Below are 14825 nucleotides of genomic sequence, written 5' to 3' on the forward strand. Positions count from 1 at the left end.
GCGGGAAGCCCTCCGCGGTGGCCAGCCGGCCCTCCAGCCCGCCGAACCGGTCTCGTCAGCGATCCATGCACTTGTCGAATATCGATATGCTCCTCTACCTTGGGCATATCGAAAGTCGATAGGGAGAGATGTATGAACACGCGACTCACGAGGACCCTGGCCTCGGTGACCTTTGCGCTGGCGGTGCTCTGCGGGCTCGCCTTCTTCGGCACGGGGGTCACGCACATGCTCGACGACGGGGCGGTCTGCGTGCAGACGGACTTCTGGCACAACGCCTCACTGGCGGACTCACTGCCGGTGGGCGCAGGCGTGGAGGCGTCCAGTAGTGCCGCGCGCCTGTGCCAGGACAGCCCCTCTGTGGGACAGCGCGCCGCCGACCTCGGGGGCGAACTGCCCTGGTTGCTGTTCGGTGCGCTCGCGCTGCTGCTCTTCTCCCGGATGCTCAAGGCGGTCCTGATGCAGGGCCCGTTCACCGAGGCGGTGGCGCAACGCCTCTCCGTTCTCGGCTGGTTCGTCGCCGTTGGCACGCCGCTGGCCGGGCTCGTCGTCGGCTGGTCGCAGTCCTGGCTCGTCGGGAGCATGGCGCCGATCATCGGTTCTGGGCCGACGGTCTCCGGGCCGCTGGTACTCGTCCTTGCCGGTCTCACCGCAGTGATCATGGGGAAGGTCATGCGCGAGGGCGTGCGCATGCGAGAGGACCTCGAAGGGACCGTCTGATGCCCGAAGAGGAACCTCACGCGATCCGGATCCACCTCGACCACCTTCTCGCCGAGCGCGGCATGACGCTTACGGAGCTGTCCGCGCAGGTAGGCATCACCGTCGTCAACCTGTCCGTACTGAAGAACGGGCGGGCCAAGGCCATCCGCTTCTCGACCCTCTCGCGGATCTGCCAGGTCTTGCGGTGCCAACCGGGAGACCTGATCACCCACGACCCCGCCAAACCGGGTCTCCAGCCGACCACTGACAGATGATCGATCCCACCCCTCGGGCTGCCGCCGACGACCAGCGTGGCTGTGGTGACGATGCCCGGCATCGTCACCACCCGGCGCATCGGCTGTCCGTTCCAGGTGCTGCGGCCCGCCCGTAACGACATGGCCAATCTCTACCGTGAGGTGCTGAGCGTCTGACGCGACCGGGCGGACGCGACGGGCAACCGGTTGGGCGACCGGGCGGGTGACCGGACGGGTGACCGGACGGGGGACTGGACGGGTGACTGGCTGGACAGCCGTGCTTTCCTTCGCGTCGGCGCGACTGTCCGCGGCAGCGTCAGCGCCAGTGGTTGTTGCTGGTGTGGTCGCCGTCGAGCCAGCGGGCGAGATCGGCGTGTGCCGTCGCGCGCCGCTCGGTGTCGGCCTCCTCCGCGTCGGGGTGATCGACGGTGAACTCAAGCATCAGCCCGTTCGGATCCGTGATGTACAGCGAGAAGCAGAATCCATGGTCCGTCACGAAGGTGTCCGGCTCCGTGTAGCCCGCCTCGCCGATGCGCTTCCGCATGGCCTTTTGGGTCTCTTGCCCGACCTTGAAGGCGATGTGACGAAAGGGAGTGAAGTTGACGTCAGTCTTGAACTCCTTCTGGTCCGCGGGGTCGGCGAACTGGAAGAAGGCCAGGGCGCCGCCATCGGCCAGGCCGTAGAAGGTGTGGCAGTAGGCGCGCTCGGCACCGGATATCACGGCAGTCTCGTTCCACGTGGCCACCAGGGGCAGGCCGAGCACGTCCTCGTAGAAGTGACGGTTGGCTTCCTGATCGTCGGTCAGCCACGCGTGGTGGTGGAGGCGAAGAGGGAGGGCTTCGCTCATGTCGATCATCTCCTTTGATGAGACAGGGCATGGCATCGACGATCAGGCGACTGCCGATTGCCGACTGCCCACTACCTACCCAGGATGCCCCATTCCGTTGAAGCTTCAACCACTTCACGCCATTGCCTGCACGCCCCGACCGGCGTCGGCCTCCCACCGGCCGACCTGCGAGAACGCGTATCAACAGCGAGCATCGACCGGGACTGCGTCCCTTCACGCAAGGCCCGACTCCACCTCTGGGGGCCACCTGAGCTGGCAAAACCCCTCAGGGGAAGGGTTCACCGAAGGCGTGCGAATGTGTCCGCATCTGCATAGCTGGCCACCCCGACGACGGGAGGCGACGGCTCGGGCGAGCGAGCCTTGAGGTGGGACATTCCCGCTTCCTGGTCTGCGGGCCGATCCGATGCCTCGTACGCGCTCTAGCTCCTCCGACAACGCCCCCATGACGCCCCGATGACCGGCCAGCCCACCATCACGAGACCGGCGCTCTGGGGGCCTACCCCTCCCTCGCACCAGGGGGTGTGCACCAGTGCCTTCAGCGCCCCTCCCGGTGGAGGCTGAACTCGCTTCAGATCAATCGGATCCGTTGAGGGAGAACGCACCATGCCTGTCACCCGAACCTCGCGCCGCCACCGCCGAGTCGCCACAGCCGCGGCCGTCGCCGTCGCCTGCACGGGCCTCGCCGGGGCGAGCATCCCCAGCTCCGACGCCAGCGCCGGATCACGGACGTCCACCGCGCCCTCATCCAACGCCGCCCAGCGCGGCACCCTGCTCTCCGCCGAGTTGCTCTACACCCTCACGTCTCGCAAGGACTCCGCAGCCGAGCTCACCTCCTCCGGGTACGACCCCGGCGCCGCCCGCCACGGCGTGGACGCGTACCGCCTCGTCTACCGCACCATCGACACGAAGGGCCGACCCACCACTGCCAGCGGGCTGTTCACCGTCCCGCGCGGGGTCCAAGGACGTCTGCCCACCGTCTCGTTCGCCCACGGCACTGGGGTCCACCGCATCGACGCGCCCTCGATGCAGCGGAAGGTGTTCCTGACCGGCCCCTCCATCACGTACGCCTCCGCGGGCTTCGCCACCGTCGCGCCCGACTATCTCGGCATGGGCACAGGTCCCGGCAAGCATCCCTGGATGGACGTGCCGTCCGAGACCACGGCCTCCTTGGATCTGCTCCGCGCCGCCCGCCGGTTCGCACCGCGCACCGGACACACCCTGGACCGCGACGTCCTCGTCACCGGCTTCTCGCAGGGTGCGTCGGCCGCGCTCGGGCTCGGCAGGGCGCTCCAGGCGGGCGAGGATCGACACTTCAGGCTTGGCGCCCTGGCTCCCATCAGCGGGGCCTACGACTTCAGAGGTGCGGAGCTCCCTGCGCTGCTCGCGGGCGACGGGGAGTTGGAGCCGAGATCGAGCATGGCGTACGCCGCGTACACCTTGGTCGCCTTCGACCGCGTCCACGATGTGTACGAGAACCCGGGCGAGGTCTTCCGCGACCCCTCCGTGGAAGAACTGTTCGACGGTATGCACACCGGCCCACAGATGATCAGCGCACTCCCCCGCACGTTGGACGAACTACTGACGCCGTACGGGCGCGAGCTCCTGGCCAACCCGAAGGGCGGCCTCGCGGCTGGGCTGCGGGAAACCGACAGCGTCTGCAAGGACTGGCGACCGACGGCCCCGATCCGGCTCTACATGGCGCAGGGCGATGAGCAGGCGACCGTCCGGAACACGGCCAACTGCGCCGCGGACTTTCAGAAGAGAGGAGTTGAGGTGCCGGTGGTCGACCTCGGCGCCGTCGACCACCAGAAGTCACGGCACCTCGGCTCGAACGTACGGGCAACGGCGGAGATAGTGCGCTGGTTCAGCACGCTCCGGACGGGCAGCAACCGGTGATCCACCGACCGGGGAGCAGCCATGCAGCACGGATTCCGTGTGACGGGTCCGGCTGGCCTATGGCTGCCCCCGCTAGTGGGGAGCTTCTCGTATGCCTTGCGCCTGGCCTGGCATGGCCTGGCTGGGCCAGGCCAGCGATCACGGTGCCGTGTCGGGAGGGCCCAGCCGGGCCAGTGCGGTGGCGCTCGGGCTGCCGGGGTCTGCGGTGTAGAGCACCAGCCGCAGGTTGGTGCCGGGCATGAGCAGGGTTTGACGGTCCAGTTCCAGCTCGCCGAGTTCCGGATGATGCAGGCGTTTGCGCAGTGTCGGCCGGGGGCGGACGTCGTGGCTGCGCCAGCCGGCGGCGAAGTCCGGGTCGTGCGCTGCGTACTCGTTGACCAGCTCGCCCAGCGCACGGTCCGCCGGGTGGCGGGCACCGGCCGCGCGCAGATGGGCGGCGGACTGCCGGGCGAAGTCGCCTTCCGCGCCGGCGGGTGCCGAGCAGAGCGTGCCGCCCAGCCGGACGGCGAGGCGCACGGTGTTCCGCTCGTGGAGGGGCAGCCGTGCGAAGTCGGTGATCAACGCGGCCGCTGTGGCGTTCCAGGCCACGATGTCCTCCAGGTCGTTCACCAGATAGGCGGGTATCGGCCCGAGCCGGTACAGCAGTTGGTGCGCATCGGCAGGCACCGGCGCGCGATCGGCGTCCGTACTGGGCAAGATCTGCCCGGCGAGCCGCGCCAGGTGTTCGCGCTCAGTGGTGGTGAGGCGCAGTGCCGTGCCCAGCGCTGTCAGCACCTGCGGCGACGGACGCGGCGCACGGGCCTGCTCCAGTCGCTCGTAGTAGCTGGTGGACATCCCGGCCAGGGCGGCCACCTCTTCCCGGCGCAGTCCGGGGGTGCGCCGGGCACGCAGGCCGGGTGGATGGACGGCCGTGGTCGGCATCTCGGCCGGGCGCAGCGCCTCGCGTCGGCGGCGCAGGAAGTCGGCGAGTTCGGCTCTGCTCATCCGGCCAGGTTGGCACAGCGGCATGCGGCTTAACCACGGACCAGTGGTCCGGGGCTCACTGGGGCGTTCCATGGTGCCGTCCGGTGCGCCCACTCTGGTGCGGTCACCCGTCCTGCTGAACGCTGGAGAATCACCGTGCCACCACGCACTTGCGAAGAGACCTTCCACCGGCTGCTGGAGCTGCTGCTTGCCAAGGACATGGATGCCATCGCCGATCTTTGGGCGGAGCACGGCACCGCCGAGTTCCCTTTCGCCGAAGGGGCCTCACCGAGACGGCTGACCGGACGTGAGGCCGTCCGGGGCTATCTGGCCCGCTACCCGGAGCTGATGGACGTACAGGCGATCCCGACCGCGACCGTCACGGTGCGCCACATGAACCACGTGAACCACACGGACCTCACGAACCAGTCGGACCTCATGAACCAGTCGCACCTCATGAACCAGTCGCACCAGTCGGACACCATCGTGGTGGAGTTCACCGCGTACGGCCGCACGGTGGCCACTGACGAGCCGTACCAGTTGGACTACGTCACGGTGCTCACCACCCACCAGGGCATGATCACCCGTTACCGGGACTACTGGAACCCCCTGGCCGCCGCCTCGGCGGCCGGCACGCTGACCGAACTGCTCGACTCGCTGCGTTCGCAGGCCACCCGATGACCGGCGTACTGATCACTGGCGGGACCGGGAAGACGGGCAGTGCCCTGGCCCAACTGCTCCGCAAGAGCGGTGTGCCGGTCCGGGTGGCCAGCCGCACCCCATCGGCCGACGCCCCGGACGCGATCCGGTTCGACTGGCACGACCCGGTCACCCATCCGGCCGCGCTGCGCGGGATGGACCGGGTCTATCTGGTTCCTCCGGTAGAGACCACGGACCCGATGCCGCTGGTCGAACCGTTCTTGGCTGAGGCCGAACGCCTCGGTGTGCGCCGGGTGGTGATGCTCGGCTCCGCCATCGTGCTGCCCGATGCCCCCGGTGCGCTGGAACTGGCGGCGCACGTGCGGGCCCGGCCTGGGTGGGTCGTGCTGCGTCCCTCCGGGTTCATGCAGAACTTCCTGGCTCCGCATCCGCTGGGTGAGCGGATCCGGCGACGCGGCGAGATCCGCACCGCCGCCGGAAACGGCCGGGTGGGCTGGATCGACGCTCGCGACATCGCGGCGGCGGCCGCCGCGCTGCTGACCGAACCCGAGGGCCACCCCGGCGGCGACCGGCGCGACTACCTGCTCACCGGGCCCAAGGCACTGAGTTACCAGGACGCGGCAGAGATCATCACCCACCACACCGGCCGCACTGTCCGAGTCGTGCCCGTCGGGGTCGCGGAGCAGGCGGACACCTACCGGGCGTCGGGCATGCCGGACGCCTTCGCGACCGCCCTCGCCGCCGTCGACGCAGGCATCCGAACCGGCCGGGACGACCAGGTCAGCACCGAGGTGCTTGGCCTGACGGGCCGACCGCCCCGCACCTTCGCCGAGTTCGTCCAGGACCACGCGGCCCAGTGGGCGAATGCCGGGATACCCGAAGACTGACCGACACCCCCTGGACCGGACCCGCAACCCTGGCGCTGCATCAGGCAACGTTCGCCGTGGGCGGTCTGCGATGATGGCTCCATGGACGAGGAAGCCATTCCCATTCTTCGCGTCGAGGACGCTGCGGCGGCGGTCGCGTGGTACGAGCGACTGGGCTTCGCCAAGCAGTGGGAACACCACTTTGAACCGGGACTTCCCGCGTTCGTGGAGGTCGCCCGGGGCAGGGTGCGGTTGTTCTTGTCGGAGCACAAGGGTGACGCCCGCCCGGATACGTTGGTATACCTCCGCGTTCTCGATGTCGAGGCCATCGCCTCCGAGTTCGGTGTGCAGGTGGCGGACGTACCGTGGGCGCGTGAGATTGAGCTGCGCGACCCTGATGGCAACCGGCTTCGGATCGGCACGCCGACGGAATGACGCTCACCGGCAGCGCGTCGCGGCAGTGACGCAAAACCCATTACCAACTGCCGTCGAGGCGGCAGAGGCCATCGCCGCGTTCAAGGCCGGCACACCGTTCGCGATCCGGGCCACCATGCTTCGCCGGGCCGGCGCGCCGGTGCCGCGGGATGCCATGATCTATCTGGGTCGAGAAAGACCGCGACGTCGTTGCCCGGGGTGTGCGGCATCTCTTCCCGGACGTCCCACGCCATCAGCGTGTAGCCGTCTGAGGTGCGGAGCGTGGCGTGCATGATTTTGTCGGGGTGACGCACGTCCGGCGAGCCGTATTCGGCGTAGGTGCCCATATCCAGCCGGCCGCCGAGGACGTCCCTGGCCATCGCCATCGAACCAAGTGTGCTGATCCGCGACGGCCCCCGGCTCGCACTGGGCTGCGGCACCGTTACGCAGACACCGTGCTGCCCCGGGGCAGCTCACCGGTGGCGGGAGCACATGAACTCTGCCTGCCACCGCCGAAGACGGCCTCTGAGACGGCCTCTGATTTGGCGTCATAACCTACGCGGGCTCGCTGGTACGTGACGCAGGAGGAGCGTAGGGCTCGATCTCGTGCCAGGCCGGTGGTCCCCCAAGTTGCCAGTCGAGAGGGTCTTGTGAGGGATGGAGTGACCGCCGGGCCGCGTTCACGAAGGCGAGTTGCGTTCCCATCCCTGGTGGAGGGCGGGCTGCGGGATCGAGTGGGGCCGCTTTCAACGCCCGCTGGCCCGGCCACAGGTCGTCATACGCGGCGTCCATGAATTGCGCCTGCGGGCCGCGCAGCGCGGACGCGTCGGCCACCTCTCCCCGGCTCGCCTCGGCGAGACGGGCCGCATAACGGTAGGTAGCACCCCGCAAGGGCTCACTTCTGGCTGCCAGGTCGATCTCCGCCTGGGCGAGCCACAGGTCATCGACGAGTTGACCGAGCCCGGGATCGGCCGGGGTGTCGCCACAGTTCGGGCGCGGGAACGCCGCCTTCTCGCGACACCAGGTACTGGCCGAACAGCGACCCGCCCGCGCCCAGCGCAACACCGGCCAGAGACAACAGCGCCGGCCCCAAGATTCCCCAAGATCCCATGGCTGGAGTCTTTCAACAGAGGTTCACCGCTCGAAGGGCCGGGCAGCCCTTCCCGATGGGCAGCGCTGCGCGGACGGTCTTCGCCGCAGCGTCGGTCACGTACCGGTCACCACGCTGTCGGCGGCTGTTCATGAGTCGCCGGGCAACTCCGTTCTCGGGCCTTTTGTCTAACTGGGTGACCGGAAGCACCACTGCACACGTACACCATCACTGCACACGTACACCCTGAAGGGTCACTTCCGCATGCGCATTCACCGGACCATCGCAGCCACCGCCACCCTCGCCCTGGCTCTCGGCACGGCCGGCTTAACGGCGTCGATCGCTCAGGCCGCCCACGCCGCTTCGTCCGCCCCTTCCGCCGCCCAGAGCACCGCTCGGGCCACCGCCTCCGTAGTCCTCGCGGATGGCGAGCTCTGGTACAAGGCGGCGCCCGGCCAGCAGAACAAGCTGACGGTCGACGAAGAGATCGACCACCGCGGCGACCACGACTCCTACTACGTCCTCACCTTCCACGACCGGTACGACATCGCCATCTCCGCCGACGCGGCGGAGGGCGACAAATGCGTGTACCCCGAGGAGGGCGACCGCGCCGCCGTGCGGTGCGAGGTCAAGATCCCGGAGAACTCGGACGACTCCGACAGCTACGACATCGACCTCGGCGACAAGAACGACACCGCGGTCCTCGCGCCGGACAGCCAGGCCTGGGCGGGGGTATATGGCGGCACGGGAAACGATGACATCAAGGCGTCGGCGTCCGCGCTCCTGCACGGCGGTGACGGCGACGACCGCCTCGACGGCGGCGGCGGCCCGCTCGGCTTCGGCCCGTGGGGCGACGCCGGGAACGACACACTCACCCACTGCAGCCAGGACTGCTTCGGCGGCCCCGGCAACGACTCCCTGACCGGCACCGGCGAGAAGAACACCCTGCACGGCGAGGACGGCAACGACGTCCTGCACGGCAAGGGCGGCGCCGACGTCCTCTACGGCGGCAAGGGCAACGACAAGCTGTACGGCGAGGCGGGCAACGACACGCTGTGGGGCAACAGCGGCGACGACGCCCTGTGGGGCGGCACAGGCACCGACAAGCTCTCCGGCGGCCCGGGCCGCAACGAACTCCACCAGGACTGAACAGCCCCCGCTCGACACGGGGTTCCGCCCGGCCCGCACACACCCACCAGCCTCGGGCCCAGCCTCGGGCCCAGCAGCGGTACCCAGCGCGGCACCACTTCCGCCCAGGTGCCCCGGGGGCCGGCAGCCCGCCGCAGCGGTGCTCGGCCCCCGGGGCGTTCGGTGGCGGGAACCCGTCAGCGGGCGAGTACGCCGAACTCGGTGCCGGCGGCGACCTCGGGGTCGACCGGCGGCTTCACGACGCGGGTGGGCGAGGCTCCGGCGACCTTGCCGCCCTTCGTGCCGACCGACCAGACCTCCGGCGTGGTCGCCCGGACCGGGATGGTGATCTCGGGCTGCTTGTCGTTGTTCAGGTCCGTGGTCTTGAGCTGCGAGGGGATGCGGTACGTGCCCGTGGGGCGGGGCAGGCCGGAGGCGTTGTGGGCGTAGAACGTGGAGCCGGTGCCGGTCACGCCCCTGGACGAGCTCTTCAGCACGTAGAAGCCGCCGCCGGTGATGTAGCAGTGCTCGCAGGTGGACTTGCGCTCGCCGGAAGCGCCGACGATCAGCTCGGCGTAGCCGTCACGGTTGAGGTCGGCCGCGGCGACGGCAGAGCCGAAGCGGTCACCCCGCTGCACGCCGCCCGGGATGCCGGGGCTGTCCTCGGTGAACATGCGCATGCTGCGGTCCTCGTCCGCGCCGTTGGACGCGCCGTAGTTGACTCGGACCACGCCCGCGGCGCGTTCGGTGTCGAGTACGGACTCCGCGTCGCCCACCGCGATGTCGCCGTAGCCGTCCTTGTCGAAGTCCGCGATGGCGACACTGTTGCCGCCGCGGATGGTGACCGGGGTCTGGCGCAGCCCGGAGGCCCCGCCGAGGAGTACGCGGCCCCGCATACGCTCCTCGCCGAGGACGACGAGGTCGTCGATGGACCCCTTGTTGATGCGGCCCACGGCGATACGGTCCTGTGCCCCCGTGTAGACGGGGTAGTTGCGGCCGGTGTCCACCGTCCGCGTCGAGGCGGGCGTGCCGTCCGCCTTGAAGGGGCCCTTGAAGAGGCGGAGCGAGGTGGAGTAGCCGACGACGAGGTCGGTCTTCCCGTCGCCGGTGAAGTCACCGGCCTTCAGAACCTGGCCGAAGCCGGGCCGGTTCACCGGGTCGTCCATCAGGGTGCCGCCCTTGAGGCCGGTGCGGCTGCCCCAGAGCAGGCTGACCTGGTCTCCCCGCGCGCCCACGGCAAGGTCCGCATATCCATCGGCGTTGAAGTCGCCGCTGGCGAGGACCTGCCCGAACCGCCCGCTCTGCGTCGGCTCACCCGGCACTCCGGGGGTGTTCTGGGTGACCGCCTTCAGGCCGGTCTTCTGGGCGCCGTACTTGCCGCCGTACGAGACGGTGACGTAGCCCGCGCCCCACGCCTTCGTGGTGGCCCCCTCCTCACCGGTGACGTTCACGTCGGCGTTCGGGGAACCGATGGCCAGGTCGTGGTAACCGTCGCCGTTGAAGTCGTCGGAGTAGCGGCTGGGCGCGGGGCCCGCGGTGGCGGCCTCGGCCTGAGGGCCGGTGGAGGCCAGCAGGCCTCCTGTCAGCGTAGTGGCCGCCGCGGCGATGGCGATGGCGTGACGGATGTGGCGTCGCACGTCAGTTTTCCCCTAGGGATTCGATCGAAAATACGCCTTCAAGACCCCTGACGCAGGGGAACGGTTGTACGAAACTTCCGCGCCACTTCCCGCCCGGTATCCCCCTTGCCCTCGCCACCTCGCCACCTCGCCACCTCGCCACCTCGCCGATCGTGCGGCGTGCGGCGTGCGGCATGCAGGGCCACGAGCCGGGTTCGAGGCCGACGTCCATGTCGGATTCTTGCCAGAAGGCCGGCAGCAGTCGGGGTTGACTGCACCCATGACCATCACGCGGCCGGACAATGCCCGCCTCTTCCGCTCCCTGCACACCCCAGCTGCACCCCTCGCACTCGCCAACGCCTGGGATGTCGCGAGCGCCCGCGTCATCGAAGCCGCGGGCGCCCCCGCGATCGCGACCACCAGCGCCGGTGTCGCCTGGTCGCTGGGGGCTCCGGACGGCGACATCCTTACCCGCGACCGGGCGCTGAAGCTGATCGGCCGGATCGCCGCCGCCGTTGCGGTGCCGGTCACCGCTGACATCGAGGGCGGGTACGGGAAGGATGCCGCCGGCGTCGCCGAGACCGTCGCCGGGGTCCTCGCGGCGGGCGCCGTCGGCGTCAACATCGAGGACGGCACCCGGCCCCCGGCAGAGCTCGCGGCTCGGCTGGCCGCGGCTCGGCGGAGCGCCGAGAGGGAAGGCACGGATCTGTTCCTCAACGCCCGTATCGACACCTTCCTGTTCGGGCTCGGCGACCCGGACACCCGGCTGAAGGAAACGCTGGCCCGGGCGCGCCTGTATGTCGACGCGGGTGCCGACGGCGTCTTCGTCCCCGGTGTCACCGACGCCGCCACCATCGCCGCGCTGGCCGGGGATGTCTCCGTACCGCTGAATATCATGGCCGGCCCCGGCGCCCCGAGCGTTGCCGAGCTGGGTGCCCTCGGCGTGGCGCGCGTCAGTCTCGGCTCGGGCGTGGCGCAGGCCGCCTACGCCGCCGCCCGACGCGCCGCGCAGGACCTCTTCGGCACCGGCGGCTACGACTCCCTCGCCGAGGGCATCGCCTTCCCCGAACTCAACGCACTGCTCCCCGGGCACCCGGACACGCTCGGCTAGGGTCCGCGGGTCTGCGTGCGCCGTGATCGACCGCGGCCGACGAGCCCGACAAGGCCTCACCAGGATGGTGATCCAGTACTGGTGGTGACGGCGGTGGTCACTAGTGGCTCCGCGCCGTCGCCATGTTTTCACGCGGGGCGGAAAGCGTTGGGTGCCCACCGGTCGAAGTAGGCCGTCACGGGGCGGGCTTCGGCCTCGCGCAAGCTCGTGTGGAGTGGGATCCACGGTTCGCCGAGTACGGTGGCCACGGCGGCCGGGAACGTGGGGAAGCGTGAGCACGTGGACACGCAGGCCCGCAGTTGTGGGCCGGGCAGGTGCAGGAGCGCGGTGCGCAGGATGTTCTGCACCCAGGCTTGCTGGTCCGGCCGGTACGGCGGGGCTTTGCGGAACCGGTGGACCACGACGGAGTCAGGAACGCCGAGCAGCGGAGAACCGGCACGCCACCAGCGCAGCGCCAGTTCCACGTCCTCCAGGCCGAATCCGGTGAAGGAGGCGAACGCGCCCGCCGTCAGGAATCGCTCGCGTACGGCCGCGAGGCAGCCACCCGGGATCAGACCGACCTCCTGCCCGGTACGCGTCACCGGCCTCCACCGGTAGGTCAGCAGGGGGTCGACGATCTCGGCTCCGCAGCCGGCGAACCGTGTGTCCATGGAGTCCCGCACCGCCGGACCGGCCAGCGCTTCCGGCTCGCGTGTGAGCGTCTGCACCAGCGGGGTCAGCCAGTGGCCGTCGACCGTGCAGTGAGCGTCGAGGAAGACGACGACCGGCTGGGTCGCCGCTCTCGCTCCGCGGTTGCGGGCGGCCGCGATACCCATGTGCGGCCCGTGCAGGACGCGGACCCGTGACGACCAGTCCCCTTCGCACCCTCCGTCCGTACTTCCGTCGTCGACGAGGACGATCTCCCGGGGCAGCACGGCAGCGCTCTCGATGGACTCGATCGTCTGCGCTACGGAGTCGCCCTCCTGATAGGCGGAGATCACGACCGAGACGGGCTCGTACGAGCGCACGGGCGCGGTCACCGCCCCGGTGCCGTGGGCGGCGCGCCGGCCGTCAGTTCCGTCGGCAGGCTGCCCGCCACCGAGTCCGGCGTCTGCGTTCTGCTCCAGAAGTTCCGGCATTCCGGCAGGAGGGGATGCCGGTCGGACTCGACCCATGTACAGCGTTCCGGTTCCCGCGCCAGGACGAAGCCGCGCAGGAGCGCGAACTCGCAGAACCGGGCCGCGCCCACGGCAAACGCGTAGCGGCGGATCGACATGCCGTGGGCCTCACGGCAGAAGGCGCGGATCCTGGGGTACACGTCGCGGGGAACGACCAGAGGCGGCGGCCCTGTCACATCCGGCTGGACGGGCTCCCCCAGGAAGGCGGTCGGGCACTGCCGCCAGCCGTCCGTCCGCGGACGGACGCTGTCCCGCTCCAAGGCCATACGGGGTCGGCCGCGGTCGAAGAGTCGGGCGCTGAGGTCGCACGGCGCGACGAAGACCTGGTCGGAGTCGAGGTGCAGGATCGTGTCCGCGTCCGTGTAGAGGTCCGCGTGCAGTTTGGTGACCTGCTGCCCGAGGTAGTCGTCCGCGTAGTCGCCGCACACCCGCAGTTGGACGCCGTGCGATGCGATGTCCGTGGGCTCCATCCGGCCGAGACTCGACCGGGGAACGACCACGACGACCCGGCGGTGTCCCGACACGAACGCGGCGATGGACCGCAGGGCCAGGGCCAGCCAGTACCGGTCCCGGTGGAAGGAGCGGATGAAGATGTCCGTCGTCCGGGTCATCGCCGGCACATCATTACTCGGGCACGATGATCGGGTCGGAGGGTGCGGCGGGCCCTGCGGTCCCCGTGATCCCACCGGGTGGGGACATCGTCAGCAAGTCGTCGAAACCCGGGAACACGTCGGCCCAGCGCGTGTCACCGGCCCAGTGGGGCGCGATGCCCGCTGCGAGCGAGAGGTGGAAAGAGGTGAGCCGGGACACCTGCTGCTGATCGAAGTTGAGGGACAGCACGTCACCGAGGCGAACGTCCTCCAGTCCGAGGCCCTTCAGCGCCTCGGACGGACTCGCCGTGTAGGCCATGAACTCGGTCTCGTGGGTCACGACCCGGGCCTGCCGCGGCACGAAGCCCGCCCGTGCGAGCTCGCCCGGGACAATCGCCGACCGCCCGTTGACGAAGAAGGACACCCACTCCACACCGTCGTCGGACAGATCGTCGAACAGCAGCTTCGTGGCCGCCGCGGCCAGTCCCACGTTGGTGGCGTGCTGTGGGGACAGGAACGCCGGCGTGCACAGCGCCTGGCCGTCCGCACCGGACACCGCCACCTGGACGGCACGCAGGGTCCGCGCACCGATGCCGGACGGTGGCCACGGACGTTCCTCGAAGGCGACCACGGCCTTCGTGCGGGCCGTGGCCGAGAGCGGCGTCAGCACTTCGTACAACAGGTGGCTCAGGCCCAGTTGCCGGAGAAACGCGGCAAGCTCCGGGCCGTACTCACCCATGAGGTCGGTGGTGACCCGCAGCTCCAGACGGTCGTTGAGTTCACCTTGGAGGTTGTTCATCGCTGCTCCCTGTGGTCGTCGGCGTCGTCCCGGTCGTAGAGCCACCCCACCGCCGAGTACCGCACCCCCGCGCGCACGGGTCGCACCTCGTGGAGCAGGTCGGAGCGGAACGTGACGATGCTGCCCGCCTCCAGCCGGACGCTCTGGGGCGTCACGCTCCCGTCGGGCCCGGGAAGGTAGACGACGAGCGCTCCGCCGTCGAAGGCCGGGAGGTCGTCGTGCGGTGTCGTGTCGTTGAGCAAGCAGACGATCGACAGGATTCGGCTGCGTACGACGGCCGGGTCCCGCGGATCCTCGGAACGGTCCCGGTGCGCGCGGAAGAATTCGCGCTCGGTGTAGCTGCAGAACTTGGGCCCGTCCAGCCCCACCCCGTCCAGCCGCATCCCATCCAGTCGCATCCCGTCCAGCCCCACCCGCTGACGCCTCGCCCCCTCGATCGCCCTGGTCGCGACCGTCCGCATGGCGTTGACGACGGGTTCCGTCCCGTCCGCCGCCGCGAGATGTTCGGAGCATCGCCGCATGGTCGGATCGACGGAATCGCTGCTGGCGCGCAGCACGGGGCCCGCGATCGTCGCCGACCGGGTCATGGTCTCGACGGCCGCCCGGCAGTCCTGTCGGGACAGCGCGCCACGCCAGACCGTCAGGGCCGCGGCCTCGTGACGTGTGGCGTGGGGAGAGATCTCGGACCGCATCGTTCGATTCCTCTCGATCGGCGCGTGCGTGACGGCGGCGAAGACG

16 protein-coding genes are annotated in these 14825 nt (G+C 69.8%); 8 read left to right on the forward strand and 8 right to left on the reverse strand.

The genetic code is table 11. The annotated features are described in order from the left end of the window. The first annotated feature begins 132 nt into the window (after positions 1-132). A complete protein-coding gene (locus ACZ6JY_RS32065) occupies positions 133-717 on the forward strand; it encodes a DUF2975 domain-containing protein (protein WP_469201502.1) in 585 nt (194 codons plus the stop codon). Continuing rightward, entirely contained in the window at positions 717-971 is a 255-nt protein-coding gene (locus ACZ6JY_RS32070) for a helix-turn-helix domain-containing protein (protein WP_469201503.1), read from the forward strand. The genes ACZ6JY_RS32065 and ACZ6JY_RS32070 overlap by 1 nt, the downstream gene beginning before the upstream one ends. 295 nt (positions 972-1266) lie before the next feature. Here ACZ6JY_RS32070 and ACZ6JY_RS32075 read toward each other — a convergent pair whose 3' ends face one another. Beyond that, positions 1267-1797, reverse strand: a complete 531-nt coding sequence (locus ACZ6JY_RS32075; RefSeq protein WP_469201505.1) for a VOC family protein — start codon at positions 1795-1797, stop codon at positions 1267-1269. 603 nt (positions 1798-2400) lie between these two features. Here ACZ6JY_RS32075 and ACZ6JY_RS32080 point away from each other — a divergent pair. Next, positions 2401-3693, forward strand: a complete 1293-nt coding sequence (locus ACZ6JY_RS32080) for an alpha/beta hydrolase family protein (RefSeq protein ID WP_469201506.1) — start codon at positions 2401-2403, stop codon at positions 3691-3693. A gap of 138 nt (positions 3694-3831) precedes the next feature. Here the strand turns inward: ACZ6JY_RS32080 and ACZ6JY_RS32085 are convergent, their stop codons facing one another. Next, the gene (locus ACZ6JY_RS32085) at positions 3832-4677 is read right to left on the reverse strand and encodes a helix-turn-helix transcriptional regulator (RefSeq protein WP_469201507.1); all 846 of its coding nucleotides are present in this window, start codon (positions 4675-4677) and stop codon (positions 3832-3834) included. A 135-nt stretch (positions 4678-4812) separates the two neighbouring features. On the opposite strand from ACZ6JY_RS32085, the gene ACZ6JY_RS32090 reads away from it, so the two are divergent. From ACZ6JY_RS32090 to ACZ6JY_RS32100, 3 genes are all read left to right on the forward strand, one after another. Next, a complete protein-coding gene (locus tag ACZ6JY_RS32090) occupies positions 4813-5337 on the forward strand; it encodes a nuclear transport factor 2 family protein (RefSeq protein WP_469201509.1) in 525 nt (174 codons plus the stop codon). Beyond that, complete coding sequence (locus tag ACZ6JY_RS32095; RefSeq protein ID WP_469201510.1) at positions 5334-6203, forward strand: NAD-dependent epimerase/dehydratase family protein; 870 nt, start codon at positions 5334-5336, stop codon at positions 6201-6203. Before ACZ6JY_RS32090 ends, ACZ6JY_RS32095 begins: the two co-directional genes overlap by 4 nt. An 81-nt stretch (positions 6204-6284) precedes the next feature. Continuing rightward, positions 6285-6617, forward strand: a complete 333-nt coding sequence (locus ACZ6JY_RS32100; protein WP_469201512.1) for a glyoxalase superfamily protein — start codon at positions 6285-6287, stop codon at positions 6615-6617. Between the two features lie 80 nt (positions 6618-6697). Here ACZ6JY_RS32100 and ACZ6JY_RS32105 read toward each other — a convergent pair whose 3' ends face one another. Beyond that, positions 6698-6982 (reverse strand): hypothetical protein, encoded by a 285-nt coding sequence (locus tag ACZ6JY_RS32105; RefSeq protein ID WP_469201514.1) that lies wholly within the window; start codon positions 6980-6982, stop codon positions 6698-6700. Between the two features lie 968 nt (positions 6983-7950). On the opposite strand from ACZ6JY_RS32105, the gene ACZ6JY_RS32110 reads away from it, so the two are divergent. Beyond that, positions 7951-8835 carry a calcium-binding protein gene (locus ACZ6JY_RS32110; RefSeq protein ID WP_469201515.1) on the forward strand — a complete coding sequence of 295 codons (885 nt, stop codon included), beginning with the start codon at positions 7951-7953 and terminating at the stop codon, positions 8833-8835. A gap of 176 nt (positions 8836-9011) precedes the next feature. Here ACZ6JY_RS32110 and ACZ6JY_RS32115 read toward each other — a convergent pair whose 3' ends face one another. Next, entirely contained in the window at positions 9012-10451 is a 1440-nt protein-coding gene (locus ACZ6JY_RS32115; protein ID WP_469201517.1) for an FG-GAP-like repeat-containing protein, read from the reverse strand. A 259-nt stretch (positions 10452-10710) separates the two neighbouring features. On the opposite strand from ACZ6JY_RS32115, the gene ACZ6JY_RS32120 reads away from it, so the two are divergent. After that, positions 10711-11541, forward strand: a complete 831-nt coding sequence (locus ACZ6JY_RS32120) for an isocitrate lyase/PEP mutase family protein (RefSeq protein WP_469201520.1) — start codon at positions 10711-10713, stop codon at positions 11539-11541. Positions 11542-11669: 128 nt separating this feature from the next. Here ACZ6JY_RS32120 and ACZ6JY_RS32125 read toward each other — a convergent pair whose 3' ends face one another. From ACZ6JY_RS32125 to ACZ6JY_RS32140, 4 genes are read right to left on the reverse strand one after another with little or no spacing between them, the layout of a single operon-like run. Next, positions 11670-12659, reverse strand: a complete 990-nt coding sequence (locus ACZ6JY_RS32125) for a glycosyltransferase (RefSeq protein ID WP_469201522.1) — start codon at positions 12657-12659, stop codon at positions 11670-11672. Further along, positions 12557-13309: a hypothetical protein gene (locus ACZ6JY_RS32130; protein ID WP_469201524.1), complete on the reverse strand. Its 753-nt coding sequence runs from the start codon at positions 13307-13309 to the stop codon at positions 12557-12559. Before ACZ6JY_RS32130 ends, ACZ6JY_RS32125 begins: the two co-directional genes overlap by 103 nt. 13 nt (positions 13310-13322) lie before the next feature. After that, a complete protein-coding gene (locus tag ACZ6JY_RS32135; RefSeq protein WP_469201526.1) occupies positions 13323-14087 on the reverse strand; it encodes a hypothetical protein in 765 nt (254 codons plus the stop codon). After that, positions 14084-14779 carry a 2OG-Fe(II) oxygenase gene (locus ACZ6JY_RS32140; RefSeq protein ID WP_469201528.1) on the reverse strand — a complete coding sequence of 232 codons (696 nt, stop codon included), beginning with the start codon at positions 14777-14779 and terminating at the stop codon, positions 14084-14086. Before ACZ6JY_RS32140 ends, ACZ6JY_RS32135 begins: the two co-directional genes overlap by 4 nt. Between the last annotated feature and the right edge of the window lie 46 nt (positions 14780-14825).

The sequence above is a fragment of the Streptomyces sp. NPDC046335 genome, from assembly GCF_055587985.1.